This is a genomic window from Ochrobactrum quorumnocens, from assembly GCF_002278035.1.
GTDB classification, from domain to species: Bacteria; Pseudomonadota; Alphaproteobacteria; order Rhizobiales; family Rhizobiaceae; genus Brucella; species Brucella quorumnocens.
The window spans coordinates 682,179-708,128 of the sequence record NZ_CP022605.1 but is presented as its reverse complement, the minus strand read 5'-3'; the positions used below and the strand labels follow the sequence as shown (position 1 = coordinate 708,128).

Here is a 25,950-nt window from a genome sequence, read left to right as displayed (position 1 = left end):
TGCAGTTGCGTTGGCTTGCTAACTGAATGCTCAGGCGAGCGTACGATACCGTTCGGCTGGAAGTGCGTTGACGAGGTTGCCGAGCATAGCTTTGCGCGCGCCATCATAAGCAGCCCACTGTCCTGCATCGTGAAGCGGTGGGATTGTCACTGGTTCGCGACGATCAAATCCGACCAGAGCCGCATCCACCAGATCGCCCACTTCCATGACATTGCTCATGGCGTTTATATCCGCGCCGACATGATCCCAGATCTCGGTCCGGGTCGTGGCTGGAAGCACGGCCTGAATGTAGACACCCTTGGACCCAAGTTCGTGTGCAAGCCCCTGCGACAGGAACAGGACAAAAGCCTTTGTTGCGCCGTAAACCGTCATGCCGAATTCAGGCGCGAGGCCAACGACTGAACCGATATTGATGATCGCACCCTCACCAGCCTTAGCAAGACGTGGAGCAATGGCGCTGGCAAGTCGGACGAGTGCAGTAGCGTTGAGAGCAACGAGCTTGGTTATATCGTCGACACTCTGGTCGACGAAGCTTCCGCCGATCGCTGTTCCGGCATTGTTGACTAGAATGCCGATGCGCGCATCATCACGTAGTCTGGTTTCAACCTTTGCAATATCCGCCACCTGTGTGAGGTCGGCCTGAAGAATATCGATCGTCACGCCGCTTTCCTGGCGCAGACGGCTTGCAAGCGCCTCCATACGTGCCACGTCTCGGGCGACCAGCACGAGATTATGTCCGCGACGTGCGAACCGCTCCGCATAGGTTGCGCCAATGCCAGTGGAGGCGCCCGTTATCAAGACTGCAGGAATTTGGCTCATTGGATTGCTCTTTTCTATTATTGATCCTATATTCATGACAATCATCATGATTGAGTCTAAATATGATGAGCGTCATGTAAATGTCAATATCCGTTGCGGAGAATTTTAAAAATGAAGGTTAGTCGCGAACAAATGGCGCAGAACAAACGCCGGATTCTGGACGTCGCAAGCCAGTTGTTCAAGGATAAAGGGTTTGATGCGGTGAGCGTCGCAGAAGTTATGAAGGCCGCCGGACTTACTCATGGCGGCTTCTATGGACACTTTAACTCAAAGGACGATCTGGTGGCGCAGACGCTGGCGCACGCGCTCGCAGCAGATAGTTTCGGAGACGGCAAGTTCAGTGACTTCGTTCGCTCCTATTTGACGCCTCGGCACCGTGATAATCCAGGCAAGGGATGCCCGACGGCAGGGCTCGCCGCTGCCATTCGTCACCAGACGCCCGCGGCGAAAACGGCCATGGCCGACGGACTACGCTCTCAACTCGCGCGTATTGAGCAGGTGCTTCAGGAGCAAGATGTAGCCAACAAGCGCCGAGCAGCGATCGGAAGCTGGGCCGCCATGGTAGGCGCTGTCATCCTGGCCAGAGCGGTCGATGATCCTGAATTGTCAGACGAAGTTCTTGATCAGACGCGCGCTTGGATCGACGCTCAGATCGAGTAGGAGCATAAGTAAGAGAGTACGAATTTGGAGCGCCTGGCCTACGTCTGCTTCGAGGAAACGATCAAATTTCTTGTGACGGCGGAAATAAGACGCGTTACTGACCGGCAGCTAGCGCCCACCCACGGTCAAAACAATGCGCTGGAGTTAACCAAAAAACTGACATTCGTGGAAGCCCTGCCCAGTGCGGCCACTTTCGCGAGGTCTGCGTCTAGCTCATTTATGGTAACGTTGAAACCATGAGGACTGGCTCCCTTAATTATATTGTAATCGAATTTGCATAGGGCGAACGCATCGCGGTACTTAATCCTACGAGGCTAGAATGAATAATCGTTACGGAAGACTGGCTTCCTGGGTCTATAATCTCGATAAACCGGTCGGCCGCTCATTCGGCGATGTGGAATATTATCAGCAACGCCTTGCGAAAACCGAAGGTCCGATCTTGGAACCTGCCGTCGGCAACGGTCGTGTTTATGTGCCGCTTCTGGAGTCCGGATTTTCGATAGAGGGATTCGATGCATCTGACGAGATGCTGGGGTACTGCCAAGATGAATGCAGGAAGAGAAACCTTTCCGCGAGCCTCACACGACAGACATTCGAAGAATTCTCCTTTAGCAAACGCTTTGCTGCGGTTATTATTCCGGCGGGGTCATTCCAGCTGGTCACGGATACGAAATCGGCGATTGCTACGCTAAAGCGGTTTTATGATTGTCTAGTTCCTGGGGCAAAACTGATCATAGATCTCGATCCAATAGGCAGTTTCATTGGGACGACCGGTTCTGTTCGGCGTTGGAAGACCGAAGGTGGAGATTTGCTTACACTGACAGAGCAAAGGGTTGAGACCGATTATGTCGCGCAAACCACGCTAGCCCATCTGCGTTATGAACTCTGGCGAGACGGAGAACTTGTTCAATCCGAGCTCGATTTGTTTAAGCTGAGATGGTGGGGTGTCGAAGAGTTCCTGATGGCGTTGCAGTTCACTGGGTTTGCCGATGTAGTGGTGTCGGGCAACTACCAGCACGGAAGAGCACCACACAAGGACGACGAGATCATTAGTTTCGAGGCTCTGCGGCCCAAATAGGCTGAGATGCGTTTTTGTTGCCCTGAGACTTCGATGTCCGCGACGGGCCGACCGTCAAGGCGCCCGCAGCCAACGACCAGTTCAAGGTCCGCTTACGAAAACCCCATTCCGATACCCCCCCTTCGGCTTTCAACCCTAACCGCCGCCCCTCATGACTTAAGCGGATCGAAAGCTTTTAGCTTGCTCTTAGCTGGCGGCCAATGTCCGGAATGAAGACGCACAGCGGTCCGGTGGTTAGCGCCACTCTTTGAAAACGTTCACTAGCTTGATGGCGGTGCTGCGAACCGGATATAGTACTACGGCAAAACCTGTCTGAGGTTTTGGGGATTGTGCAGGTATGGAACATTAATGGGGTGGCAATAAGAGATATGAACCGTAGCGTCACCTTCACTTTAATCGCCGACGACTATGTTGCTGCCAACAAGCTGTTCATACTGAAATATTCCACCTCAGGCTGGCCGCTTGTTTGTTGGCTGATGTTCGTTGCCTTGCTACTAGGCTCGTTGTTCATGTTGGCGCTGCAGTTCCCCGGTGCGCCTTTCATGACACTCTTCTATATCTGCGTGGCGATTGTGATCGCGATACCGCTCTACCAATATTTCTTCGGCGCTGCTGTGTTTGCTCGCAAGGCCTACGCAAGCCAGAAAACCCTTCAGCACCCAATGACGGTTGTATGGTCTGAGGAAGGCTTTAGGAGCATGGCACATCAGGGCGACTGGAATGTTCCTTGGAACGACTATCTCAAATGGACCGAAGACAGCAAGGTGATCCTCCTCTATCAGGGCGCGCGCGTGTTCAACATGCTGCCCAAGCGCGTCCTCTCGCCGGCACAGATCGATGACTTCAGACAATTTGTTGCCGCCAACATCAAACGCGCGTGAAATGCCCCAGCTAAGATGAAGCCTTTCGATCACAAAATTCTTAAGTTCGCGGAAAAATCGCTTCAGCTGATTTCTGAGGAGTTTCTGTAGCAGGAGTTTGGTGCGAAACTCCGGCTGGAGCGACACTGGAAGACCGCTTTTAGAAGCGTGTAAATGGTACGGTAACGTCAAAAATGAAGGCGCATCACCGACAGGCAGCTAAGAGACCCAACCCCGCCATTTCGGCTCAATTTGGCTAAACTGCTTATAGCCTTCCCATCAGATACACCGAGTTCCGATGACAGGAAACTTGCAGAGAATGGCATCGCATGACCGGAGAAGTGCGGGCAGATAAGACTGATCTCCCTCCACGATGAAACGATGATATTGGTTGATGTGATCAGCAGTAATTTCGATCACTGCTTCAACATGGCCCAACTTCTGCATTGTCAGAACGACGTTGATATTAGGTTCCAAGCCCTTGAGTGTGGCTTCGCCTGCCAATGAAGACGCCATTGCAGCTAGTTGATCGCGAAACTCCTTGATATCCGCAGTCATCAAGATTGGCCCTCCACATTCGACATGTGCACCGTTCACATCCATACGTGCACGGACCATCTCATAAGTCCGACACATCCGGGAACTGGCGTCCATCAATCCAAAGCGAGAAGCCGCTGAAGCGTAAATCGGGTTCATCTGTCACAGCCGCAACAATGCCATGGCGTCCGTTGGTTTTCTACTCAACAACGTAAAAGCCACCATACTACTCGCCACTCCTTCTCAGACGACAAATGCATGATAAGCGATAGGACCGCTTTGAACCGCATGAGAGTGCTACGCTAATGACCGGGCGTGCAAAGCGGTCCGATCGCTCAACTTATCAGTCACTCGCCCAGCTTATGCTGCTGGATAGTTCGGCGACGGCGGCGTCGCGAATGTAATGAGGTTGCCATCGGGATCACGCACCTGTGCCAGCGCTGAATAATCGTCCGTAATATCCTCGCCAAGCATGATACCACGCCGCGCAACCTTTCCCTTTCGACCGCAACATCGTCGACAATAAGGAAGATCGCCCCTCGCCCGGCGATTTCGCGTCCGTCGAAATCCCCACTCCGGCCTCGGTGCGGCAGCACGCGAACAGGTAAGCAGCCGAGAACGGGTCACAGAAAATCACGTCACAAAGGGCATGATGTCGACGCCGTCGCCTGGAAACACTGTGATATGCGGATGATCCTGAAACAGCCGTGCCGCAGCGTCCGCTGTCTCGGCTTCCACCACCAGATAACCGCAAAACGGATTTTGCGCATAGGCTATGCCGTGTTTTGTCACACGCGTTGTCTTTCCCACCATACCGCCGCGATCAAGGATGAAGGCGGCATTGCGTTCTTCCCATGCCATCCATTGTGCTATCCCCTCCACATCGACCGCATCCTGTTCGTATTTCGACAAGCGTCGAAAGGATGCAAGGTCTTCAGGATTGATCGTATAAACAGCCAGAAATCTCGCCATCGGCGTCCCTCCCTCAGGTTTGAACGCTGTCAGATTAGCTTTGTCTCGTGGGAAATAACACTACGTTAATCCTGTTGAAGCGAAGTCGTCCAGCGTGACGTTGCAACTGGTGCCTGCCTGATCGAAGGTTTACGGCGGAGGCTCCCTGTTCGAGCAAAAGACCGTCCGGTTTTCAGACAACAGACGGGCAGCCCCCTACGGCCCGTAAAACTCCCCTCGTCAGTCCCGGCATAGCGTTGCGATAATCTGTTCACAAGCTGGCACCGCCATTTCGCACGTCCTGGACCGTGTTATTCTTTGTCGGGCCACGTGGTGCGACGCCTTGGAGCGAGAATTCGGATTGGCGAGGCATCCACAGCGCGTTTCCGGTTCGGCGGGGCGTTTCCGCCGGGTGCGATTGAATTTGTACTCGGGGCAGATTTGTTGGCGCGGATTTTGTTTTTGAGTCGGTTGGAATTCTAGCTGATGCAGGCATTTTCGAGGTCAATGGCGACGATAATAGAGTTAGCTTTGGCAAGCTCATGTACATCTATGGTTCTAGCTACCTTCGGGAGAATAGCACGCTTGAGCGGGGCAAAAATGCTGTCGATAGGCTCGCGGAACAGACGGGAGAAACATGCGAACTTTGCGTTCGCCACAACAACCGACAGCTTATAGTACATACAGCACTCGGATCGCGTCCGCTCCGCCCACCTGCAAAACGAGCTTCCAGTCCGCTGCGCCGTTGAGAATTTCTTCGCCGCTGACGTGTCATATGCGTCCGACATTCCGGCAGAAATGCCATTCGAGGCGTGTTGAGCGCGTGCCTGCATTCCGTTCTGCTGCGGTTGCGTCCAGCCCCGAGTTGGTGGTTTGTGCGCCCGGGCTCATCCGATGAACCAAAGCGTGACAGGGCCAATAAGGACCCTCACCGAATTGTTGCGACGATGCTTGATCAAGCAGATCGACGTCCCACGCTTTTAAGCCTGCGAAAACTCCAAGATCACGCCGTTTGCATCGTCCGGGTCGACGACTATGCTATGTTGCTGCGCCTTATAAACGATCCCACTTGCATCCAAAACAGAGCGCGCTTTACTCAGATCACCCACCCTAATAATAAGATTGGAGAATGCCGCATTGGGGACCTTGCTTACGGCCTCTTTTCCGTAAATTTGCTCGGCCTGATCTCGATTGTAAACGAGAATATCCGCAGAATTCGAACCAGTATGAACCCGCAACACCACGTCGGCTGTAACGTTGCTTGCACCGTACAAACGAGCAAAACCGCGCGCCGCGGCTTGCGGATCGCCTGAAATCAAACCAATGGCTGAAAGGCCTATCGCGCCGTTTTCATGTTCGATAAGTTCGGGCAGCCACACAGTTTCGCGTGTCTTATGTTGACACATGAAGACCATGCCCTGAGGGACCTCTTCATCGTTGAACGAAACAGTTTCGAACGCGGCGATGCCCTCGCCACCCTTTGACAACTGTACCCGGCGTTGAAATGCACCGACCTCGCTTGTTTGAATGCCAAGAGCTGCAAGTTCCGCTTTAGCATGTTGCGCACTGTCAATGCGGCAAGCAATAGCGTGAAGCCCTTCTCCTTGATCGGCAAGCCTTTGCCGTTGATGAAGGTTTCCTTGCATTTCATTCACAATCCCAAGAAGCTCAAAATAATCGTCCGGCAACATGATCGTATAGTTGCCGGTGCCCTTTTCCTTGCTGTGAAGACCACGTGGACTCAACGTGAACCCCAAACGTCGATAGTGTTCCGCGCTCTTGTCCAAATCGTTGACGAGAATAAAAACGTGATCGACACCTATGACGGGATGGGTCATGCAAATAGGTCCTTTCAATTCAATATCGAGCGCGTTTGGTTTTAGCTACAGCACAGGTGTTCGATAAGAGATACGGTGCGCCAGTTTTGCAAGTTCAAAAGCTGATATTGTGAGCAAAGATTTTTACCCCGATTAGGATTTTTTTCCGTAACCCACTCGCAGGCCTCGCAATTAGCGATTTCACCCGCTACAGCTCAGAAATTCGACACTTATTAACACCGTTAATGCGGTTATTTTTACCAATAATGAGAGAATTATTAGTTTATCTTGACAAGTTAGCCGCAGATTCTAGCATGGCTGTGCTTGCAGGGAATACTTGCGCCTTGAAGCAGCTTTTTGAGCAGTTTCATGGGCTTGAACAATATCGGCAGGTGCGGGAAAAGAGGCTTGAAAGCCCTCCCTCAACGTCCTTCAGGGGAACAGAGAATGCATATCAAAAAAGCTGGCCTTGGCCTGTTTCTCGCCGCTTTTTCGATCGCGTCGGCGCCAAGCCACGCGGAAGAAATAAAGCGCGGCGGCTCGGTCATCGTCCATATGAATACCGAGCAGGGTGTCCTCAATCCGGCATTGCGCGCCTCTACCGGCGTATACCAGATTACTGGGCGCATTATGGAGCCACTCATCGATCGTACCTATGAAGGCTATGTGCCAGTTCTGGCAACGAGCTGGTCTTCCTCTGAGGACGGCAAGGCTATCACCTTCAAGCTGCGTGAAAACGTGCGATGGCATGACGGGCAGCCATTCAGCTGTGATGACGTATCCTACAGCGCAATGAACCTTTGGAAAAAGCTGCTTAACTATTCAACAACGCTTCAGGCCAATCTTGAAGCCGTCGATTGCACCGACCCACATACCGCTGTTTTCCGTTATTCGAAGCCGATGCCACTGGAATTGCTCGTCGCAGCAATGCCGGACCTTGGTCATCCGGTGCCCAAGCATCTTTATGGAGGCACGGATATTCTCAAGAACAAGTACAATTCAGCACCGGTGGGTACTGGCCCATTCAAATTCATTGAATACGAGCGCGGGCAACACATTATTGCCGAGCGCAACGATGACTATTGGCGCGGCAAGGAATTCCCTTATCTTGATCGTGTCATCTGGCGCTTCTTGCCCGATAAAGCTGCAGCAGCTGCGGCGCTTGAAGCGGGTGAAATGATGGAAACTGCCTTTAACGGCATTTCCATGTCGGATACCGAGCGTCTTGAGAAAGATGGCCGTTTCGACACCGGAACCAAGGGCTTCGAAAACAACGTCGCGCACTCGACCATCGAGTTCAACCTGCGCAATCCCGTCCTCGCAAATCTGAAAGTGCGTCAGGCAATCTATCACGCGCTTGATATCGATTTCGCAATCAAAAACATAATGCGCGGCTATGCGAAGCCAGGCCGCGGTCCAATCCCCAGCTCGGGCGGTGTAAACTACACCGACGATGTCCAAACTTATGCCTATGACGCCGAAAAGGCCAAGCAGCTACTCGATGAAGCCGGTTACCCAGCTGGCCCGGATGGTATTCGTTTCAAGCTGCGCCACCGCCCCGCACCATGGGGCGAGTACACGCAGCTTTGGGCTGAATATTACGCGCAAGCCATGAAGGAAGTTGGCATCGAAGTGCAACTTCTCACCAACGACGCCCCGGGCTTTCTCAACGGCGTTTATCGCGACCACGATTTCGACACGGCAAGCGGCTGGCACCAGTTCCGCTCTGACCCAGCCGTTTCCACAACCGTCTGGCTGCGCTCGGGCGCTCCTGTCGGAACGGCATGGTCGAACCAGTTTGATTATAAATCCGACGAGATGGATCAGTTGATTGATCAGGCCGCATCCGAGCTTGACCCGGCAAAACGCGCCGATCTCTATCATCAGATTCAGAAACTTGAGATGAAAGACCTTCCCGTCATCTTCGCTATCGAACATCCGTTCGTCGGTGTTACTAACAAGGCGCTTAAAAACCATCACAATACGCCGCGTTGGGATTCTTCGAGCTGGTACGATCTCTGGATCGACCAATAACCGCAATCAAGCTGTTGCCGAATCCGGCAACAGCTTTTTTCCTCCCGTCAGCAGTAACTGCGTCTGAATTTCTGCAGGATAATTCCCAATGTCCCTGCCTCCAATCCTGAGTTTTGCCCTCCGGCGTATCTTGCAGGCGATACCGGTCATTCTTCTCATTATGATCGGTTCGTTCCTTCTGATCAAACTTGCCCCTGGCGACACGGTCGATGCCCTTGTCGGCGACATGGGCGGTGCGGACCCACAATTTGTCGCTAATTTGCGCGCCGAATATGGTCTCGACCAACCGGTATGGGTTCAACTCTCAATCTATATGAGTAAGCTGGCGCAGTTCGACTTTGGTTGGTCATACGTCTATGAGTTACCGGTGCTTGACGTCCTCAAGTCCCGCCTAATCCCCACACTGCTGCTCATGGTTTCGTCCTTGTCTGTCGCATTCATCTTCGGTATCGCGCTTGGTGCCTTTGCGGCACGCCGCGCCTATTCGCTGACCGACAATGCTATTTCGACCCTCGGTCTCATCTGCTACGCAATGCCCAGCTTCTTCCTCAGCCTCATCTTGATGTTTGTTTTTTCCGTCAAACTCGGATGGCTGCCCGTTGGCGGCTACAAAACAATTGGCGGATTTTACTCGGGCTGGAAAAATGTCTGGGACATCACAGTTCATATGGTAATGCCGACATCAGCACTCTCGCTGATTTACGTTGCTTTCTATATGCGCCTCATGCGCACCAGCGTTTTGGAGGTGGAAGATCTCGATTATGTGCGCACGGCACGCGCCAAGGGTGCGAGCGGTGCGCGATTGATGTTCCATCACATCATGCGCAACGCCTTTCTTCCGGTGGTAACTCTGCTTGGGCTTCAGTTCTCTACCGTACTTGGCGGCTCGGTGGTGATCGAAACGATTTTCTCGCTGCCCGGCCTCGGTCAACTAGCCTATACATCGGTGATCAAACGCGATCTCAACACCCTGATGGGTATCATCTTTTTGTGCTCGATACTGGTGGTGATCGTTAATTTCATCACCGACCTCATCTATGCGCGGTTAGATTCTAGGATCGAATTGTCATGACGTCGCAAGACCTGTCTCTTTCCCGTCCCAGAGCTTCTCGCTCCCGCATTTTATGGCAGCGGTTCAGCCGCAACCGTGCTGCAGTGCTGGGGCTCGTTATTTTCATCGCTGTGGCGGCGATTGCAATCTGCGCTGATGTCATTACGCCCGGAGACCCCCTGCGCCGCGTTGGAGATCCTCTCACATGGCCGTTCGTCAACGCCGCAATACCGCTGGGAACCGATCAACTGGGCCGTGATATCATGGCCGGCATATTTCACGGAGCACGCGTCTCGTTGCTAATTGGCGTCGTCGCAACGCTGATTTCGATTGCTATCGGCATTATAATCGGAGCAGTCGCCGGCTATTATGGCGGCTGGATCGATGACGCACTGATGCGCGTGACAGAAGCGTTCCAAACCGTCCCAAGCTTCGTTTTGCTGCTAACCCTCGTGGCAATTTTCGGCTCGTCTATTGAAAACATCATCATCTGTATCGGCATCGTTTCTTGGACCGCACCGGCACGTATGGTGCGTGCAGAATTTATGGCATTACGCAATCGTGAATTCGTTGATGCAGCTCGCAATCTTGGGGTCGGCAATCTGTCGATCATCTTCCGGGAAATCCTGCCCAATGCCCTACCGCCCGTTGTCGTTTTTGCATCCGTTGTCATGGCAACCTCCATTTTGATGGAAAGTGCGCTCGCATTCCTCAATCTTGGCGACCCAAACTATGCGAGCTGGGGCAATATGATCGGTCAGGGCCGCTCCGTTTTGCGCACCGACTGGTTCTGCTCGGTAATTCCGGGAATTGCCATTCTGCTCACTGTGCTATCCTTTAGCCTCCTAGGCGAAGGACTGAACGACGCGCTTAATCCAAGGCAGAAAAAGAAATGACTGCGGCACCCGTTCTCGAAATCAACAACCTGCAAATTGCTCTGCCTGATGGCGCAGATCGACCCTTCGCATTGCAAGATCTGACACTAACCGTCAATCCAGGTGAGATCGTCTGTCTTGTCGGCGAAAGCGGCTCAGGAAAATCGTTATCTGCCGGCGCGATCATGCGCCTTCTGCCCGAGCCGCATGTTCGTGTCACCAATGGCGCCATCCGGCTCGAAGGCAGCGATCTTTACGCGCTCAGTGAAGCCGAAATGAAGAAGCTGCGCGGCGATCGCATCGGAATGATTTTTCAAGAGCCGATGACCGCACTCAATCCACAAAAGACCGTGGGTTGGCAGATCGACGAAGTATTGCGCCTGCACACCAAGTTTGAGCGCAAGGAACGTCACGCAGCCGTTCTCGATATGCTGGCCGAAGTGAAGATTCCCGATCCAGATTCGGCTTATAACGCCTATCCGCATCAGATTTCCGGCGGCCAGCGCCAGCGTGTCATGATTGCCATGGCACTGATCCTGAAACCGCGCCTGATTATTGCAGATGAGCCGACCACCGCACTCGATGTTACAACACAGGCACAAATCCTCAAACTGATCCGCGATCTTCAGCACCAACACAATACCGGCATTTTGTTCATCACCCATGACTTCGGTGTGGTGGCAGAAATAGCGGACCGTGTCGCGGTGCTTCGTCTTGGCGAGCTAGTCGAAGAAGGGCCGGCCGATGAAGTGCTCAATCATCCCAAGCATCCTTACACCAAAGCGCTGATCGCTTCAGTTCCGGCACTGACGCCACCTGAGGTGACATCATCCGGCAATAGGCGGCCTGTCATTTTAAAAGCCAGTAATCTTTACAAAACATTCAAGGCTCAGGGTGGGTTGTTCGGCGGTAAGCGAAGCGCGGTCCCTGCTGTCAAAGACTTGTCTTTCGAACTACGACAAGGTGAGACGTTGGGCGTCGTTGGCGAAAGTGGATCGGGCAAAACTACTGTTTCGCGCATTGTCACACGCCTCCTTCAAGCCGACAGCGGCACTGTCAATGTGAACGGCTGTGACTTTCTTAGCGCGAGTGCGCGCGAAGTCCGTACCATGCGCAAAGATATCCAAATGGTCTTTCAGGACCCCATGGCATCGCTTAATCCACGCCGACGTGTCATCGATCTAATTGCACAGGGACCGATCGTGCACGGTGTACCCAAGAAGCAGGCCCATGCGAAAGCGCGCGAATTGCTCGAACTGGTCGAGCTGTCGCCCGCGGCTGCAGATCGTTTCCCACATGAATTCTCTGGGGGGCAGCGTCAGCGCATCGGTATTGCCCGCGCTCTCGCACTCGAACCCCGCGTGATCGTGGCCGATGAACCAGTCTCGGCGCTCGATGTCTCGGTGCAGGCGCAAGTTCTACGCCTGTTGGCCGATCTGCGCGAAAGATTGAACTTGTCGTTGTTGTTCGTAACGCACGACTTGCGCGTTGCGGCCCAGCTTTGCGACCGCGTCATTGTGATGTCGAAGGGCGAAATCGCCGAAGCCGGTCCGACGGCTGACGTTTTTGCCAATCCGCAGCATGAATATACCCAGCGTCTCCTTGCCTCGATCCCCGGCAAGCATTGGACGCCACCCCACTTGGGCAGCGCAGAATGAAGGCGCCAGATATTATGGAAAAAATTGAGTTCCCTCCGTCCATCTGGGCAGCAACCGCCCCCGCCCGTAACCTGACCCAACCGCTGATCAGCGATGCAGAAGCCGATGTCGTGATCGTAGGCGGCGGCTTCACCGGCCTTTCAGCAGCACTGCATCTTGCAAAACGCGGCAAGCGCGTCATCGTTCTGGAAGCCAAAGCGGTGGGCTGGGGAGCTTCGGGACGGAATAATGGTCAGGTGATTCCCACGATGACTGCCGCAGAACCCGATGCAATCACCAAACGCTACGGGTCGTCAGGGGAACGCTTTGCCAAACTCATTGGCAACAGTGCCGATATTCTGTTCTCAATCATACGCGAAGAAAAGATCGAGGCTGAAGCTGAGCAAACAGGCTGGTTTCAGCCGGCGCATTCATCTGGACGGGTCAAGCTCTCGCAAGCCCGAGTCGAAGCATGGAAACGGTTTGGCTTTCCAGCGGAATATCTCGATAGCGCCTCGACAGCGAAGCTTCTGGGCAGCGACTTCTGGTATGGCGGGATGTTCAATCCGACAGGTGGCCACATCAACCCTTTGGCTCTGGCCCGAGGCCTTGCAGCAGCTGCCGAACGCCATGGAGCAATTGTTTACGAGAGAAGCCCTGTCACGTCCTATGAACGCAAAGGCGATCATTGGGAAGTGTCCGCCAACAATACTACCGTCCGCGCCAAAGGCTTTCTGCTTGCAACAAACGCCTACACAGGCGAATTGCGTGAACAACTCGCACCGCGGCTCGCGCGGACAATTGTCCCCATTCTATCATGGCAAATGGCAACAGTACCTATCAACGATACGCTCCGCGCAACCATCCTTCCGGGCCGTCAGGCCGTATCTGATACGCGCGGCGATCTGCGCTTCTTCCGCTACGATGCACGCAACCGACTAATCACGGGCGGGGTGGTGATGGGCGACTACAATGTCGCAGACCGAGTAAAACAAAAAGCAGCGCACAATCTGGCTGAGGCTTTTCCAGCTCTTGGCGTGCCGGAAATGACCCACGTCTGGAGCGGTTACATCGGCATGACATGGGACAGGTTTCCCCGTGTTCATCATCTCGGCACCAATGGCTGGGCTTGGATCGGTTGCAATGGTCGTGGTGTCGCACTGGGCACGGCGCTCGGGCTTGAATTGGCGCGCGCCTTGGATGGCGAACCGTTGGAAGACCTCGCCCTACCAGTGTCAGAGCCCGCGCAGCTACCACTGCACAAAATCGCACGCAAAATCGCCCCCTTCTATCTCGCATGGTTGCGACGCAAGGATCTTACTGAGCTAAATTTGTAGATAGTCTGTCGTACATTCATGTGAAAGGTAGACCCATGAATCAAATGCCAATTCTCGAACGCCGCCGCATTGAGGCGCTGGTTCTTAAAAATGTTTATGAGGTTCTTCGCGAGCGGTCAGGCGAGGAAGAAGCTCAGGCTGTGATCGGCAAAGCCGTATCGCGTTCAGCGATAGAACAAGGCAAGAATTTTGCGGAGGAACTCGGACACACGCCCGATCTTGAGGACTTTGCCGATATTCTACCGCTCTGGACCAAAGATAATGCCCTTGAAATCAATGTATTGTCACAGGGCAAAGAGCACTTTGATTTTGATGTAAAGCGTTGCCTTTATTCGGAGATGTATCGCGAGATGGGACTTGGTCATATCGGCCATCTGCTGTCTTGCAACCGCGATGGCGATTTTTGCATCGGCTACAATCCAGAAATGAAGCTGGAACGCACACAAACCATCATGCAGGGCGCTAGCCATTGCGACTTCCGATACAGCCTTGAGACAAAACAAAAGGGGTCCGAAAATGCCGGTTGAAAATTGGGCTTCGAACCAGCTTGAAGATCTGATCGCCTTCCGTCGTGATCTTCATGAAAACCCGGAACTGCTTTACGATGTAAACCGAACGGCTGAAAAAGTCGCCGAAGCGTTGCGTGCAGCAGGTCTCGACGAAGTGGTCACAGGCATAGGTCGCACAGGCGTTGTAGGCGTCATTCGCGGCCATATCAACAATTCAGGTCGCGCTGTCGCCTTACGCGCCGATATGGATGCGCTCCCCATCCTTGAAGAGACTGGCGCACAATGGTCATCAAAAGTCCCAGGAAAAATGCATGCTTGCGGGCATGACGGCCACACCACAATGCTTTTGGGCGCCGCTCGCGAACTCGCGAAAAGTCGAGCTTTCGACGGCAGCGTGATAGTTATCTTCCAGCCAGCCGAAGAAGGTGGCGCAGGCGCAAAAGCCATGATCGATGACGGTCTTTTCAAACGCTGGCCGGTCAACGAAGTTTATGGCATGCACAACCGCCCAAATCTCGACGTGGGCAAGTTCACCATCAATTCAGGCCCAATCATGGGGTCAGTGGACGTTCTTGACATCACAATCGAGGGCGTCGGAGGACATGCGGCGTCTCCGCACCATACGATCGACCCGATCCCGGTCACCGCAGCGCTCATTCAGGCCATCCAGACGCTGACCGCCCGCACCGTCGACCCTTTGGATTCAGCTGTTATTTCAATTACGACAATTCACGGTGGCGATGCATTTAATGTCATCCCACAGTCACTCAAACTGACCGGAACAGTGCGCACGTTGCGAGAAGAAGTGCGCAATCACATCGAAGAACGCCTCAGGCGTGCCGTGCAGGGTATTGCCGACGCTTTCGGTGCGAAAGCAACTCTGGATTATCAACGCAACTATCCAGTCACCGTCAATCATGAGCATCAATCCGAGCTGGCAGCTCTTGCCGCAGAAGCCGTGGCGGGCATAGGCCGTGTCACACGCGACATGCCAGCAACACTTGGTGGAGAAGATTTTGCTTTTATGCTCAATGAAGTGCCCGGAGCGATGATCAATATCGGCAATGGTCCGAGCGCCAACCTTCATCATCCAAGATATGACTTCAATGACGATGCGATCGTCTGGGGTTGTTCTTACTGGACGGAGTTGGTGCGCCAAAGGCTGCCTGTCTAAACTCGCAAGCCACAGCTTCGCCGACGTAGCCTAGCCCGTTAGATGAGTATACGGTTTTGTTGCGATCTACGATCTGAGACATCTCGCCATAGACCGCCTTAGCGGTGTCCCGATCTGTTCGATAGACGGCTACCTGTTCGCCGTTCCACGGATCTTCGCCCCTGAGTTGTTTTCTGATGCGCCGCGGCTGCTGAACGTGGTGGTCCTGGCGATGTCCGTCATCCTCATCCCGCTTTTTGTCTACGCCTATTATCGGCTTATTTCGATCGTCCGGCCTGACATCACCCGCGGTGACATCAGATTAATCCTGATGGTGGTGGCCGGCATTCACGTCCTTGTTCGCGTAGGACTTGGCATTCTGAAACTGGCTACATCTTTTTCGTTCATCCCCAGCGGCGGGATGCTTATCGTTTGTATCACGGTCCTGCTGGCTCTCAGGTGTCTGCCGAGTACACGCCCCGGAATGCAGTCGTGGTAGGTGTCGTACGGATCATTTTGGGTTTTGCTTTGTCACCTCTCGCATCAGGAGTGCTGCAAATCTTTGTCATGGGAGGTTTTCGAGGCTTCTCGGTTATCATGTTCAGCTACCCATTGATCCTCGGGATACCTGCATTCTTCATCGCCCGATATCTTGGGTGGCTGAGTTTGAAGGCTGTGGTTCTGGGCGGCGCCGGACTTGGATCACTTGTGTGATTTGTGCTAGTAGCGCTTGATGGTGGATATCACGAAGCCCCGGCGTTCATTATTCTTGGCGTTGCAACAATGGCGGCTCATGGCGCCGTTGTCGCGGGGCTGTTTTGGTTCATCGCCTTGTGGCGTCGCAATGAGCGTTAAGGCCTATATCTAGGATTATAGAAATGATCGCAGAGATTTTCGCTCCCCGCCACCGCTCTCGGAAATTCAAGCTCAGGAGCACCTCCGTATTATGAAGCACCCCTTTTTACCCGCCTGTTTGATTGCTGTATTTCTATCGGCGAGCGTTCCGGCTTTAGCTGACACTGCTGAAACGTCTGTTCAGAACGCTTTTGATGCGATGGCGTCTGCCCAAAGCGAAGAAGCATATTTTGCTGCAACGCGCAGCATTATTGCACTTGGCCCTAATGCTCTGCCCAGTCTGACAAAACGTCTTGCTGCAGCGAAGGACGACGATGAGCGTATCGAGGTCACCTATCTCCTTGCCGGAATTGTTGGTCCGATGAAAATCAAGCGAGAGCCGATCGTGTTGCCGCCTGAACTGGTCTCTGTTGTCGGAAAACTGCTCTTTGAAACGAGAAATCTGCAACTTGAAGCCAATCTTGCGAATTTCGCCGTTGTAGCTCCTCATCCCGCCGAATTCGGCCCGAGATTGCTTGGGCTACTGGAGCGAACGGAAAACGAGGCCTTGCGTGCAACGACATCCGCGGCGATCGTTTATCAGGGAAAAGAGGTGCTGCCACTTGTTCTGAAAGCCTTCTATAACAGCACCAATGACCGGTTCAGCGGTGACCTCGCGCATTTGCTCGCCGATACAGAGCTCAACGAACGCACGATTGCCAAATTGCAGGACTTGCTTAAATCCGACAATGTAGGCACACGCCAGTCGGCCGCGCGAACACTCGAGCGGGCTGGTATAAAAAACAGCGATTTGCTGGAATCTTCCTTGAAAGACCTCGCTTCGGCTCGAACTGAAGTCGAATTGAGTTTCGCGGCCGGTAAAGTCAGGAAGCAGACCGACGGCAGCGAGCGCGTCGCCGCCGCTCTTGCCAGTGCATTCGAACGGGCGCACAGGGGAGAGGAACGAGGAGAGCTTGTGTCCGCACTGTTAGCGACCGGCGAACCTGGGGAAAAGCAACTTTTTGCAGTGCTCCAAGCTTCCAACGATGCGGATGAGATCACTGATTTGATGAGGAGAATAAACAACCGCTTTCAGAACGATCCGCGGTTGTCTTCCGCTTACATTTCCATCCTGAAGCGCACTGACGATGAAAAGGTCAGTGAGGCAGCAATCTTTGGTCTCGTGATGACGCGCAAGTCCGGCCAGGCAGCCATAAAAGCCGCCTTGACTGACACATCGACCGATGATCGTTTAAATCGCAGGCTCACAAAAGCGGCAAGATCGTTTCCCTCGGGTAGGACTGCAGACTGACGAGCGATCGTTCATTGATAAGATGAGTGTTCTCTTAAAAAAGCCGACTCATAACGCATGTCGGCGCCAAGATAAAAATGTCTGCAATGGATCATGTTAAAAGCAGCGGCTGCAGCCCCGATAATTCTTCCCCAGTATGACAACATGTTGGTATTCCGCTCCGCTGGAATTTCTTACCCATGTTCACGATTTGCCGCTTCCAGAAGGAGCCTTTTCGAAGGACGAAAGAGCGTTCGGGGAGGAGCAAACGCTCAGGGGACGGAAGAGCCTGTGTCACGCAAACCGGGTGTCCTGACACCCGAATGCGTCCTCTTCTATAACAAGAGACATTCTCATTTTAGCAGTGCATTTGAACCAAACTATGCGCTTGTGGTGGCAAGTGCAGTGAATATAGCGCTACCGTCACGATCCAATTCGTCGACTTCAATATCCAGTATGTCATTGGTAGGTGAAGTCACCACTCTGATGCTGGATGCTTGCATCGCTTCGCCGATAGCACTTTTGTTTCCCCACAGCTTGCCACGTTTCGTCAGATCCGGTCCATCTGCTGGCAGGGCTATACTGAACTCAATTTCACCCTTGTCGAGACCATCACAAAAGAGACGGCCTGTGCCATGTAATATCGATACGCTCATAAATTCTCCTTGCTGAGCTGGTCATAATACACAGTGCGAACAAACTACAAACCCCTGATTACGCAGAACAACTTTGGTTTGCATCACATTGTCGCGCAGTTGATGCGCAATTGCGCGGTGTGCAAAGAGCAATGCGACCGTCCCCTTCAACGGATCGTTTCGTAAGAGACATCAACGCCACGCTCAAGCATCATTTCCTCAACTTCACGCAGGATGAGAATGACGCGAAATACAGCCAGATTGCACGCGCTACGATCGAGATTGGAAAGCGATGATTTTTATAGGTCTGAGCTTGGTGTTTCATGCCACAGAAATAGAGCAATCACGTTGATGATTAATCAATGTGATAGCGCACTCAACTGACATTACTTCTTCTGCAGCGCTTTGACTTGCAGAGCAATATTCCCGCGATCCAGTTCCGAAACAATTATCTCGGCAGGAACCTGTGGCTTTAAACGGAAAATTTTGGCGCCAGCTCTCTGATAAGCCTGATCAGATGTTTCACGTCTGCCCACGCAGTTCGAAACGAACGCCGCCACCGCTTTCACCGTCAAATCTTCCAGCACGCACGACCAGCTGACCGAAGATACATTCGTGCGCAGAACAACACGGCAGGAATTGCTGCCGGTTAATGTGAGCTTTGATGGATAAACGTCCAAATCCTTCGGCGGCACATCGGCTGCAACATTCTTGAAATTTATCTTCGATTCTTTGATGACCTGCTTCAACGTGGAGCAATCTTTCTGAGCATCCAAAGCATAGGCCGAGCTGGATGCGAGAACCAAAACCGATACAAGTGCGGACGTGAATAAAGATTTCATCAGAACCTCCGAATAGCTGAGGCATAAAACATTGAAACCGATCAAACAATCATGTTTTTGCCGGACCGGCCAGCCGGTCAGCAACAAGAAGATTATACGGCATCGTAACCTTAACCCTCAATATAAGTCTCAGCAGTGGACAAGAGGGCAACCTCGAACCTCGTGCCTCGATTTATCACCGTCATCGTTTTCCGCCTGAGATCCTTGCCGAAGCGGTGTAGCTGTATTCCCGCTTCCCATTGAGCTTTCGCATGGTTGAAGACATGCTGGCTTACAAAGGGATTATCGTTACCCACATGACGGTACGCGAATGGGCTGAAAAGTTCGGATGGCAATATTCCAATTTTGGTCCGTCGCCGTACATCCCGCCTTGGCGACATATGGCATCTTGATGAGGCTGTCGTTACGATCAACTGCGAGCGACACTTTCTGTGGCGCGCCGTTGATCAGGATGGCTTTGTGCTCGAGGTCCTTGTTCAGAAACGCCGCGATACCAAAGCTGCAAAACGGTTCATTCGCAAATTGCTGTCAGGCCAAGGTGCAGCACCCCACGTTATGGTCACCGATAAACTGCGTTCTTATGGTGACGCCAATCGCGAGATCGGCCTCACCATTTGTGATCATCGTCAGCATAAAGGTCTGAACAATCGGGCCGAGAGTTCGCATCAGCCGATCCGACGAGGAGAGCGAGTCATGAAGCGTTTCAAATCAGCGCGCCATTTAAATCGCTTCGCATCCATTCACGACCCGATCTACAACCTTCACAACTTTCCCCGCGATCGCTTCACCGCAGCCGACCACCGCGAACTACGCCAGGCCGCCGCCAACATCTAGCGCGAAATCGCATGCTTGAAATCCGCGTAAACCCATCTCCCGGCCATCCTATTCCCTCCGCTTTTGTCCGGAGCCTGTAACGTCTCAGGCCGGATCGCGCATGAGGGATTGCGTCTTCGCCGTGGTCACCGTGGCGATCTGCGTCTCCGAAACAAGCGTTCCATTGGAGAAAACACGCAAATGCGGTGTTCCACCGGCCACGAAGCCGTCGATGCTTTCGGCTTTGGCAAGCAAAAAATCAGCGCGTGCGCCCCGATGCAAGCCATAATCCTTCAGCGCCATCAGTTTTGCAGGGAATGCGGTAATCATCGCGTAGGCGGTGGCAAGTTCGTCGCCCTTCAAATGGCCGGCCAGCAGGGTCCAGCGTGCGATTTCCAGCATGTCACCGGAGCCGGTTGGAACGAAAGGGTCTTCGATGTTGTCGGAAGCAGTGGCAATAGGCACACCGGCCCGCACGATCTCAGCCACCCGCGTCAGTCCGCGTGGCGGCAGTTTGTCGTAATCGCGCGCCTGCAGATAAAGATTGGCCGCAGGCAGCGTGACAACACCGAGCTTCAACGCGACAATCTGCTCCAGGATCGCTTCGAAATCCGGCCGGTCCATAGCACTGAGAACCGAAGCATGGCTGAGCACGGTGCGCGCCTCCAGACCATAGCGGCGGACCCGCTCGAAAACAGCATTAAAAAGCGGGCGTTGCGGGTTGAGATGTTCATCGAGATGCAGATCGACCGGACGGCCATGGCGTGCCGCTGCGGCGAACAGGATATCGAGATAACGCTCCGGGTCTTCCGCTACTGCGGGCGTGCCCCCAACGGCATCGGCCAGCGCGATCGCGCGATCGATGTTGGCCTCCAGCCAGTCCAGATCCTGCCCCGGATGCGGGATCATGAAAGCCACGAGCTGCAGCTTCACCCGGTCGGTCCAATCTGATCGTAGTTTCGCCAGAGCTTCAATGCCATTGAAGCCTGCATCCTTGTCCACATTCACATGGCTGCGGATAGCTGTGGTGCCGCGGCTGAGACAACGCTCGACGGTTCTGGATGCCCGCCTGAAAATATCTTCGGGCGGGGCCTGCCGTGCATATTTTGCGAAAGCGTCGCGCGCGCCCTGCAAAGTGCCCGACGGGTTGGGCGCGAAACGCAGTACGCCTGTCTTGTCGAGGTGCTGGTGCATATCCACCAGACCCGGCGAAACAATGCAGCCTTCCGCATCGATGAGCTGCATGTCGTCTTCAAGCTCGATGTCGGACGCAATATCAAGAATGACGCCCTTTTCGGAAATCAGCATATCGGCCTGTCGGACATCCCTGGCGCCGACTGCGACCATACCTCCCCGAACAAGACGACGGCGCGGCGCGGCGGATTGCTGGAACAAATTGTCCATCGTGAAACCTCATTATCTGAATGGAGCTGAAAGGGTAGAACGGGCTTATGTCGCCTGCCGCCTTCGGCGATGCCTGTGACGGCGGGTGCGAAGCTTCCGCTCGTAGGCCGGGCAGCACGCCCGGCCCCGTAGCTGGTTATGTTCAGCCGTCGTCTGTCTGGGACTTCGCCACGGCCAGATGACCACCATGTGCCTGATTGTGGTCTCCCAAACCGTTAAGGACAAGGTTGAGCGTCACTGAAACCACGCAAGCGACCACGACACTCGAATGCAGGATAGACTGCGTCCAGTCCGGCAGTTGCTGGAACAGATTGGGTGACATGATCGGAATGAAAGCGATGGCCAGCGTCAGTGCGACAATCAGAATGTTGTACTGATTATTCGCATAATCGACCTTGGACAGCGACTGGATGCCAGCTGCTGCGACAATGCCGAACATCGCCACTGCTGCGCCGCCGAGTGCTGGTGCGGGCACCGCCGCGAGGACTGCACCGAACTTTGGAAAGAAGGCGATAACGCACAGCATAAAGCCGCACAGGGCGACAACCCAGCGGCTGCGCACGCCGCTCAAAATGATGAGCCCGATATTTTCCATATGAGCAATGAAGGGGAACCCTGCAAAGACACCGGCAACCGCGCTGGCCAGACCGTTGGCGCGCACGCCATCGGCGACCTGTTCAGGCGTCACATCCTTGTCAACGATCTCGCCGATCGAAATGAACAGCCCCATGGATTCAACCGTCTGGACGATCATGACGATGACGATCGTCATAAAAGGCAGGACGGCGAAAGTCGGCAGACCGAAATAGAACGGCGTTGGAACGGTCACCCAGGGAGCGGTTTCGACCGGACTGAGGTTGCCCATTCCCAGGAGAAAGGCGACGATAGCCCCTGCCCCCATGCCGAAAAGCACGGCCAGATTTTTCAGTAGCGGTGATCCAAGCCGGTTGAATGCAAGAATGACGATCAGGACCAGAAGCGCTACGCCCAGAAAGGCCGGATCGCCGAAATCGGACTGGCCCCGCCCGCCGCCTGCCCATTGATAGGCTTCCGGCAGAAGCTGCACCCCGATGGCGGTGACAATGCAGCCCGTTACGACAGGCGGAAAGAAGCGTCGCAGATGGCCGGTGATCGGTGCGATCAGCATGATGAAGATGCCGCCTGCGATCACGGCTCCGCAAATCCCCGCTATACCAACTCCTGGCATGGAGCCGATAGCGATAATGGCCGAAACACTCGAAAAGGCAACGCCGTTCATGATCGGGAGACGCACGCCGAAACGCCAGAACCCGATGGTTTGCAACAGCGTCGCGATACCTGAACAGAAGAAGGTAACACTGATCAATATGATGGTTTCCTCGGAGCTGAAGCCGAGCGCATTGGCGATAATCAGCGGTACCGCAACCGATCCCACATAGGACACAGCAACGTGCTGCAGCGCCAGAGTGAGCGTTTTCTTGGCTGGTAATATTTCATCGACTGGATGTATTGCAGTTGTCATCGTTGTTCCCCTTGTTTGTTCATTCTCCAACGACTTGCGGCCGTCCGTTCATGACGTCTTGTGGTGAGGCCTTTTTGTAAATTCGATCGATCCGGCTTTGGAATTCATCCAGCATGAAGAGATACGGCGGATGCACTCCCGGTTCCAAAGCCGGCTCGCACGGGCGTTTACGCCCGGCAAGCTTCTATGCGGGCTTGCAGAGAGGCACGGTCCAAATTGCGCCCAATGAAGATCATCTTGTTTGAACGTTCATCTCCAGCCCACGGGTGATTGGGACGGAATTCGATCTCGTTGTGAACCCCGTGCAAGACGTAACAATAGTCATCGTCCTGCATGGAGAAGATACCTTTCATCCGAAACAGATTCTCATTATCTTGTCGCTTGAGTTCCGTTACCCAGCGCGACATTTTTTTGGGGTCCATATTGCCCGGGAGTTCTATAGCCACCGATGTGACCGAAACGTCGTGTGTGTGACTGGCATCGCCAAGCCATGCATGGTCGTGGTCGTGGTCGTGGTCATCGTGGTGATGATTGTGGATGTGCCAGCCGAAATCGATTTCTGCAGCCATCTTACGATTGCGATCAAATGCCGCCAGCCCCAGGATTTTGCGCAGATCAATCTGTGCATAGCTCGACAGCACAATTTCCGCCGTTTCATTGAGCTGGCGGATACGCTCGGTCACATCAGCGATATCAGCATCCTGCGCCAGATCCACCTTGTTGAGCACGATGCGGTCTGCACAGACGATCTGATCGACCGCCTGATTGTCGATGCCATCCAGATGAATATCGTCCAGATGCTGGCGGATATGCTTGACGTCGACCAGCGTGATGACACCATCGAGATTGGTTTCGTTGCGGATCGGATCGTCAAGGAAGAATGTCTGTGCAACCGGATAGGGATCGGCAAGTCCGCTCGTCTCGATAATGATATGGTCGAGACGTTCGGGTCTGGCCAGCAATTGGCGTATAACTCGCAAAAGATCATCACGCGCCTCGGCCACACAGCATACGCAACCATTGGTCATTTCGAAGATTTCTTCCGTACTGCCCACGACCAGATCGCCATCAATACCGATTTCCCCGAATTCATTCTCGATCACGGCAATCTTCATGCCGTGATTTTCCTTCAGGATGTAGTTCAGCAGCGTCGTCTTGCCGGAGCCGAGAAAACCGGTAAGCACGGTGACCGGAATCTTGTCCTTGACTGTCTTCAACATCGTTTCTTCTCCCTTGGATTTTTGTTATCAGGGCGTCTTGAGCCACCGCCGCACGCCACCCGTCTCAAGATCGAAAAGATCGAGAACCCGGCCCACCGTGTGATCGACTATCTCCGCGATGCTCGCGGGCCTAACGTAGAATGCCGGAACCGGGGGCGTGACGATTGCGCCCATCTGAGTGACGGTCAGCATGTTAGCGATATGGGTTTGCGTCAAAGGCGTTTCCCGGACCAGAAGCACGAGTTTGCGCCGTTCCTTCAACGTGACGTCGCCCGCCCGGCTGACCAGGCTTCCCGACAGGCCATGCGCTATTTCCGCCAGCGTTTTCATCGAGCATGGTGCCACGACCATGCCCATGGTCCTGAAGGATCCGCTCGAAATGCTGGCAGCCATATCGTCGGACTTGTAGAGATAGTTTGCCAGATCGCGGATATCGGCGAGCTTATAGTCTGTCTCGTGGGTCATGGTCAGAAGCGCCGACCGGCTGACGACGACATGGGTTTCTATCTGGAGCCGCTGCAGAATTTCGAGAAGGCGAAAGCCATAGACGAAGCCCGATGCGCCGCTGATACCGACGACCATGCGCGGGCGGTGTTCGTCTGGTCTTGGGGAAATGGCGTTCATGTCACCGCTCCCCTCAGTTTTACCCCGGCCAGACTGCCCACCAGATTGCGTGCACGTCCCAGCGCATCGTCGCCGATGACCGCACGAATACCGTGGAAATCCGGGCTTCGGGTTGCATCGAGAGCGAGCCGTGACGTCGTGCCGTCGGCGCTTGAGGACGGATCAAGCGGGCTACCCGGCAGACCGTCAATCCTGAAGAGATCACGATGCGGCTGGAAATGCGTGGCCAAAGCCCACAGCACCTGGCTGTCCTGCGTGACGTCTATATCGTCATCAACCGCTATTACGGTCTTCAAGTAAGGGTCCCAGCCGAGAAGGCCGAGCATGACCTGGCGGGCCTCGCCGGGTCGGCTTTGCTTCAGCGCCACATAGCAATGAAAGTGCGTGCCGGAAGTGGGATAGTGCAACCGCGTCACCGATGGGAACCGTGCCTTCAGCTTTTCGAACATTTCGGCTTCCCGCGGCAGGCGAGCAAGGTTGAGATGCTCATCCGTCGCACCGCCCACCACATCGACGAGCCAGGGCGCCTTGCGACGCATGACCGCCGTTATGTGAAACAGCGTATTGGTCGAACGATCCGAGGAATAACCGGAAAACTCGCCGAACGGACCCTCTTCGACATGTGCGTTAGGGTCAAGGTGACCCTCCAGTACATATTCCGCCGCCGCCGGAACGCCGATGGCATAGCGTGGCGTCCTGACAAGACGTAACGGCTCGCGCATCAGCCCACCAGCAACAGCACGCTCATCGGCACCGAACGGCAACCTTGCCGAAGCGGCCAGCATGAAAAGCGGATGCGCTCCTATCACCATCGCGACCGGCAACGGGCGACCGGCTTCACGCGCCGTTTGATACATGCGCCATAAATGACCGCGTGAATGCAGGCTCGTTGCCAGCGCCGACGGGGAGTGCCGCATTGATCTGTGATAGCTGAGATTGGCGATACCGGTTTCCGGATCGCTCGCAACAATGATCGCATTTGTGATGTAGGGGCCGCGGTCACTCTCGAAATGCCGGATCATCGGCAGTTTATCGAGATCGACGTCCTTGCTCTCATCGACCTGTTCCATTACCGGGCCGTTGGCAACATATTCAGGCTCGATCGGAGTGTTGGCGCGTTTCTGATACTCGCCATGAAGCTCACAGACACTCGTTCCGAGAATACGGGCGATCCGTTCGCGCGACGCGAACACATTCGTGACCAACGGCACCTCGCTGCCCGGAACTTGATCGCAGACCAGCATGGGCGTCTTGCCTTTTTCGGCCAGCGCGGCCACCAGAGCGGTGACATCGCGACCATCCTGTAGGGGTTCGCGGATATGAACAACGTCGTCGGGATAAAGTTGTCGGTAGACGTTCGCGAAACCCTGAAAATCCTGTGTTCCCGTCTTGGTGACTGAATGCAGCTCGTTCATGACTCCTCCCGATGTAATTTCCTGAAATGTGCGGGGCGCAGGCGCACCCCGCA

Annotated in this window: 24 protein-coding genes and 2 pseudogenes; 14 read left to right on the top strand and 12 right to left on the bottom strand. The window is 54.2% G+C overall.

From position 1 onward, the window contains the following. Positions 1-30: 30 nt before the first annotated feature. Positions 31-819 (bottom strand): SDR family NAD(P)-dependent oxidoreductase, encoded by a 789-nt coding sequence (locus CES85_RS25540; RefSeq protein ID WP_095448569.1) that lies wholly within the window; start codon positions 817-819, stop codon positions 31-33. 111 nt (positions 820-930) lie between these two features. On the opposite strand from CES85_RS25540, the gene CES85_RS25535 reads away from it, so the two are divergent. The 3 genes from CES85_RS25535 to CES85_RS25520 all read left to right on the top strand — a co-directional run bounded on the left by CES85_RS25535 (position 931) and on the right by CES85_RS25520 (position 3,438). Further along, positions 931-1,479, top strand: a complete 549-nt coding sequence (locus tag CES85_RS25535; protein WP_095448568.1) for a TetR/AcrR family transcriptional regulator — start codon at positions 931-933, stop codon at positions 1,477-1,479. 319 nt (positions 1,480-1,798) lie between these two features. Next, positions 1,799-2,557: a class I SAM-dependent methyltransferase gene (locus CES85_RS25525; RefSeq protein ID WP_095445561.1), complete on the top strand. Its 759-nt coding sequence runs from the start codon at positions 1,799-1,801 to the stop codon at positions 2,555-2,557. Positions 2,558-2,925: 368 nt separating this feature from the next. Next, a complete protein-coding gene (locus CES85_RS25520) occupies positions 2,926-3,438 on the top strand; it encodes a YcxB family protein (protein ID WP_095448566.1) in 513 nt (170 codons plus the stop codon). 258 nt (positions 3,439-3,696) lie between these two features. Here CES85_RS25520 and CES85_RS25515 read toward each other — a convergent pair whose 3' ends face one another. The 3 genes from CES85_RS25515 to CES85_RS25495 all read right to left on the bottom strand — a co-directional run bounded on the left by CES85_RS25515 (position 3,697) and on the right by CES85_RS25495 (position 6,743). Beyond that, positions 3,697-4,035, bottom strand: coding sequence for a WapI family immunity protein (locus CES85_RS25515; protein ID WP_157743523.1), 339 nt, complete (start codon positions 4,033-4,035; stop codon positions 3,697-3,699). Between the two features lie 552 nt (positions 4,036-4,587). Further along, positions 4,588-4,926, bottom strand: coding sequence for a hypothetical protein (locus CES85_RS25505; protein WP_095448564.1), 339 nt, complete (start codon positions 4,924-4,926; stop codon positions 4,588-4,590). 959 nt (positions 4,927-5,885) lie between these two features. Continuing rightward, positions 5,886-6,743, bottom strand: a complete 858-nt coding sequence (locus CES85_RS25495; protein ID WP_095448562.1) for a VOC family protein — start codon at positions 6,741-6,743, stop codon at positions 5,886-5,888. A 426-nt stretch (positions 6,744-7,169) separates the two neighbouring features. On the opposite strand from CES85_RS25495, the gene CES85_RS25490 reads away from it, so the two are divergent. From CES85_RS25490 to CES85_RS25445, 10 genes are all read left to right on the top strand, one after another. Continuing rightward, a complete protein-coding gene (locus CES85_RS25490) occupies positions 7,170-8,756 on the top strand; it encodes an ABC transporter substrate-binding protein (RefSeq protein WP_095448561.1) in 1,587 nt (528 codons plus the stop codon). Between the two features lie 88 nt (positions 8,757-8,844). Beyond that, positions 8,845-9,828, top strand: a complete 984-nt coding sequence (locus CES85_RS25485) for an ABC transporter permease (protein WP_095448560.1) — start codon at positions 8,845-8,847, stop codon at positions 9,826-9,828. Continuing rightward, on the top strand, positions 9,825-10,703 hold the full coding sequence (locus CES85_RS25480; RefSeq protein WP_095448559.1) for an ABC transporter permease: 879 nt from the start codon (positions 9,825-9,827) through the stop codon (positions 10,701-10,703). The genes CES85_RS25485 and CES85_RS25480 overlap by 4 nt, the downstream gene beginning before the upstream one ends. Continuing rightward, positions 10,700-12,340, top strand: coding sequence for an ABC transporter ATP-binding protein (locus CES85_RS25475; RefSeq protein ID WP_095448558.1), 1,641 nt, complete (start codon positions 10,700-10,702; stop codon positions 12,338-12,340). Before CES85_RS25480 ends, CES85_RS25475 begins: the two co-directional genes overlap by 4 nt. A 14-nt stretch (positions 12,341-12,354) precedes the next feature. Continuing rightward, complete coding sequence (locus tag CES85_RS25470) at positions 12,355-13,656, top strand: NAD(P)/FAD-dependent oxidoreductase (protein ID WP_095448867.1); 1,302 nt, start codon at positions 12,355-12,357, stop codon at positions 13,654-13,656. A 35-nt stretch (positions 13,657-13,691) separates the two neighbouring features. Next, a complete protein-coding gene (locus tag CES85_RS25465; RefSeq protein ID WP_095448557.1) occupies positions 13,692-14,183 on the top strand; it encodes an L-2-amino-thiazoline-4-carboxylic acid hydrolase in 492 nt (163 codons plus the stop codon). Beyond that, complete coding sequence (locus CES85_RS25460) at positions 14,173-15,339, top strand: M20 aminoacylase family protein (RefSeq protein WP_095448556.1); 1,167 nt, start codon at positions 14,173-14,175, stop codon at positions 15,337-15,339. Before CES85_RS25465 ends, CES85_RS25460 begins: the two co-directional genes overlap by 11 nt. A gap of 211 nt (positions 15,340-15,550) precedes the next feature. Then, positions 15,551-15,817 carry a hypothetical protein gene (locus tag CES85_RS25455; protein WP_157743522.1) on the top strand — a complete coding sequence of 89 codons (267 nt, stop codon included), beginning with the start codon at positions 15,551-15,553 and terminating at the stop codon, positions 15,815-15,817. Next, on the top strand, positions 15,811-16,032 hold the full coding sequence (locus tag CES85_RS28005; RefSeq protein ID WP_244923329.1) for a hypothetical protein: 222 nt from the start codon (positions 15,811-15,813) through the stop codon (positions 16,030-16,032). Before CES85_RS25455 ends, CES85_RS28005 begins: the two co-directional genes overlap by 7 nt. A 502-nt stretch (positions 16,033-16,534) precedes the next feature. Beyond that, positions 16,535-17,464 carry a hypothetical protein gene (locus tag CES85_RS25445; RefSeq protein WP_244923328.1) on the top strand — a complete coding sequence of 310 codons (930 nt, stop codon included), beginning with the start codon at positions 16,535-16,537 and terminating at the stop codon, positions 17,462-17,464. Positions 17,465-17,823: 359 nt separating this feature from the next. Here CES85_RS25445 and CES85_RS25440 read toward each other — a convergent pair whose 3' ends face one another. From CES85_RS25440 to CES85_RS25435, 3 genes and pseudogenes are all read right to left on the bottom strand, one after another. After that, positions 17,824-18,099, bottom strand: coding sequence for a hypothetical protein (locus CES85_RS25440; protein WP_095448553.1), 276 nt, complete (start codon positions 18,097-18,099; stop codon positions 17,824-17,826). Between the two features lie 149 nt (positions 18,100-18,248). Beyond that, positions 18,249-18,403: pseudogene (locus CES85_RS28000) on the bottom strand (IS6 family transposase); the annotation flags it as partial. Between the two features lie 61 nt (positions 18,404-18,464). Next, the gene (locus CES85_RS25435; RefSeq protein WP_244923327.1) at positions 18,465-18,920 is read right to left on the bottom strand and encodes a hypothetical protein; all 456 of its coding nucleotides are present in this window, start codon (positions 18,918-18,920) and stop codon (positions 18,465-18,467) included. Between the two features lie 170 nt (positions 18,921-19,090). On the opposite strand from CES85_RS25435, the pseudogene CES85_RS25430 reads away from it, so the two are divergent. Next, a pseudogene (locus tag CES85_RS25430) lies at positions 19,091-19,754 on the top strand (IS6 family transposase). Between the two features lie 84 nt (positions 19,755-19,838). On the opposite strand, the gene CES85_RS25425 reads toward CES85_RS25430, so the two are convergent. From CES85_RS25425 to CES85_RS25405, 5 genes are all read right to left on the bottom strand, one after another. Then, complete coding sequence (locus CES85_RS25425; RefSeq protein WP_095448552.1) at positions 19,839-21,137, bottom strand: amidohydrolase family protein; 1,299 nt, start codon at positions 21,135-21,137, stop codon at positions 19,839-19,841. A 142-nt stretch (positions 21,138-21,279) separates the two neighbouring features. Next, on the bottom strand, positions 21,280-22,638 hold the full coding sequence (locus CES85_RS25420) for a nucleobase:cation symporter-2 family protein (RefSeq protein ID WP_095448551.1): 1,359 nt from the start codon (positions 22,636-22,638) through the stop codon (positions 21,280-21,282). Between the two features lie 167 nt (positions 22,639-22,805). Further along, positions 22,806-23,858, bottom strand: coding sequence for a CobW family GTP-binding protein (locus CES85_RS25415; protein WP_095448550.1), 1,053 nt, complete (start codon positions 23,856-23,858; stop codon positions 22,806-22,808). Positions 23,859-23,885: 27 nt separating this feature from the next. Continuing rightward, positions 23,886-24,482, bottom strand: coding sequence for a UbiX family flavin prenyltransferase (locus CES85_RS25410; RefSeq protein ID WP_095448549.1), 597 nt, complete (start codon positions 24,480-24,482; stop codon positions 23,886-23,888). Then, complete coding sequence (locus CES85_RS25405) at positions 24,479-25,897, bottom strand: UbiD family decarboxylase (protein ID WP_095448548.1); 1,419 nt, start codon at positions 25,895-25,897, stop codon at positions 24,479-24,481. Before CES85_RS25405 ends, CES85_RS25410 begins: the two co-directional genes overlap by 4 nt. Positions 25,898-25,950: the final 53 nt, after the last annotated feature.

What these genes read in the sequence shown, in the direction of transcription:
- CES85_RS25540 (WP_095448569.1), bottom strand. Translation starts at nt 819, where the DNA reads ATGAGCCAAATTCCTGCAGTCTTGATAACGGGCGCCTCCACTGGCATT.
- CES85_RS25490 (WP_095448561.1), top strand. Translation starts at nt 7,170, where the DNA reads ATGCATATCAAAAAAGCTGGCCTTGGCCTGTTTCTCGCCGCTTTTTCG.
- CES85_RS25535 (WP_095448568.1), top strand. Translation starts at nt 931, where the DNA reads ATGAAGGTTAGTCGCGAACAAATGGCGCAGAACAAACGCCGGATTCTG.
- CES85_RS25420 (WP_095448551.1), bottom strand. Translation starts at nt 22,638, where the DNA reads ATGACAACTGCAATACATCCAGTCGATGAAATATTACCAGCCAAGAAA.
- CES85_RS25435 (WP_244923327.1), bottom strand. Translation starts at nt 18,920, where the DNA reads ATGAAATCTTTATTCACGTCCGCACTTGTATCGGTTTTGGTTCTCGCA.
- CES85_RS25525 (WP_095445561.1), top strand. Translation starts at nt 1,799, where the DNA reads ATGAATAATCGTTACGGAAGACTGGCTTCCTGGGTCTATAATCTCGAT.
- CES85_RS25415 (WP_095448550.1), bottom strand. Translation starts at nt 23,858, where the DNA reads ATGTTGAAGACAGTCAAGGACAAGATTCCGGTCACCGTGCTTACCGGT.
- CES85_RS25470 (WP_095448867.1), top strand. Translation starts at nt 12,355, where the DNA reads ATGGAAAAAATTGAGTTCCCTCCGTCCATCTGGGCAGCAACCGCCCCC.
- CES85_RS25445 (WP_244923328.1), top strand. Translation starts at nt 16,535, where the DNA reads ATGAAAATCAAGCGAGAGCCGATCGTGTTGCCGCCTGAACTGGTCTCT.
- CES85_RS25405 (WP_095448548.1), bottom strand. Translation starts at nt 25,897, where the DNA reads ATGAACGAGCTGCATTCAGTCACCAAGACGGGAACACAGGATTTTCAG.
- CES85_RS25515 (WP_157743523.1), bottom strand. Translation starts at nt 4,035, where the DNA reads ATGGTCCGTGCACGTATGGATGTGAACGGTGCACATGTCGAATGTGGA.
- CES85_RS25480 (WP_095448559.1), top strand. Translation starts at nt 9,825, where the DNA reads ATGACGTCGCAAGACCTGTCTCTTTCCCGTCCCAGAGCTTCTCGCTCC.
- CES85_RS25505 (WP_095448564.1), bottom strand. Translation starts at nt 4,926, where the DNA reads ATGGCGAGATTTCTGGCTGTTTATACGATCAATCCTGAAGACCTTGCA.
- CES85_RS25460 (WP_095448556.1), top strand. Translation starts at nt 14,173, where the DNA reads ATGCCGGTTGAAAATTGGGCTTCGAACCAGCTTGAAGATCTGATCGCC.
- CES85_RS25425 (WP_095448552.1), bottom strand. Translation starts at nt 21,137, where the DNA reads ATGGACAATTTGTTCCAGCAATCCGCCGCGCCGCGCCGTCGTCTTGTT.
- CES85_RS25495 (WP_095448562.1), bottom strand. Translation starts at nt 6,743, where the DNA reads ATGACCCATCCCGTCATAGGTGTCGATCACGTTTTTATTCTCGTCAAC.
- CES85_RS25475 (WP_095448558.1), top strand. Translation starts at nt 10,700, where the DNA reads ATGACTGCGGCACCCGTTCTCGAAATCAACAACCTGCAAATTGCTCTG.
- CES85_RS25485 (WP_095448560.1), top strand. Translation starts at nt 8,845, where the DNA reads ATGTCCCTGCCTCCAATCCTGAGTTTTGCCCTCCGGCGTATCTTGCAG.
- CES85_RS25465 (WP_095448557.1), top strand. Translation starts at nt 13,692, where the DNA reads ATGAATCAAATGCCAATTCTCGAACGCCGCCGCATTGAGGCGCTGGTT.
- CES85_RS25440 (WP_095448553.1), bottom strand. Translation starts at nt 18,099, where the DNA reads ATGAGCGTATCGATATTACATGGCACAGGCCGTCTCTTTTGTGATGGT.
- CES85_RS25520 (WP_095448566.1), top strand. Translation starts at nt 2,926, where the DNA reads ATGAACCGTAGCGTCACCTTCACTTTAATCGCCGACGACTATGTTGCT.
- CES85_RS25410 (WP_095448549.1), bottom strand. Translation starts at nt 24,482, where the DNA reads ATGAACGCCATTTCCCCAAGACCAGACGAACACCGCCCGCGCATGGTC.
- CES85_RS25455 (WP_157743522.1), top strand. Translation starts at nt 15,551, where the DNA reads ATGTCCGTCATCCTCATCCCGCTTTTTGTCTACGCCTATTATCGGCTT.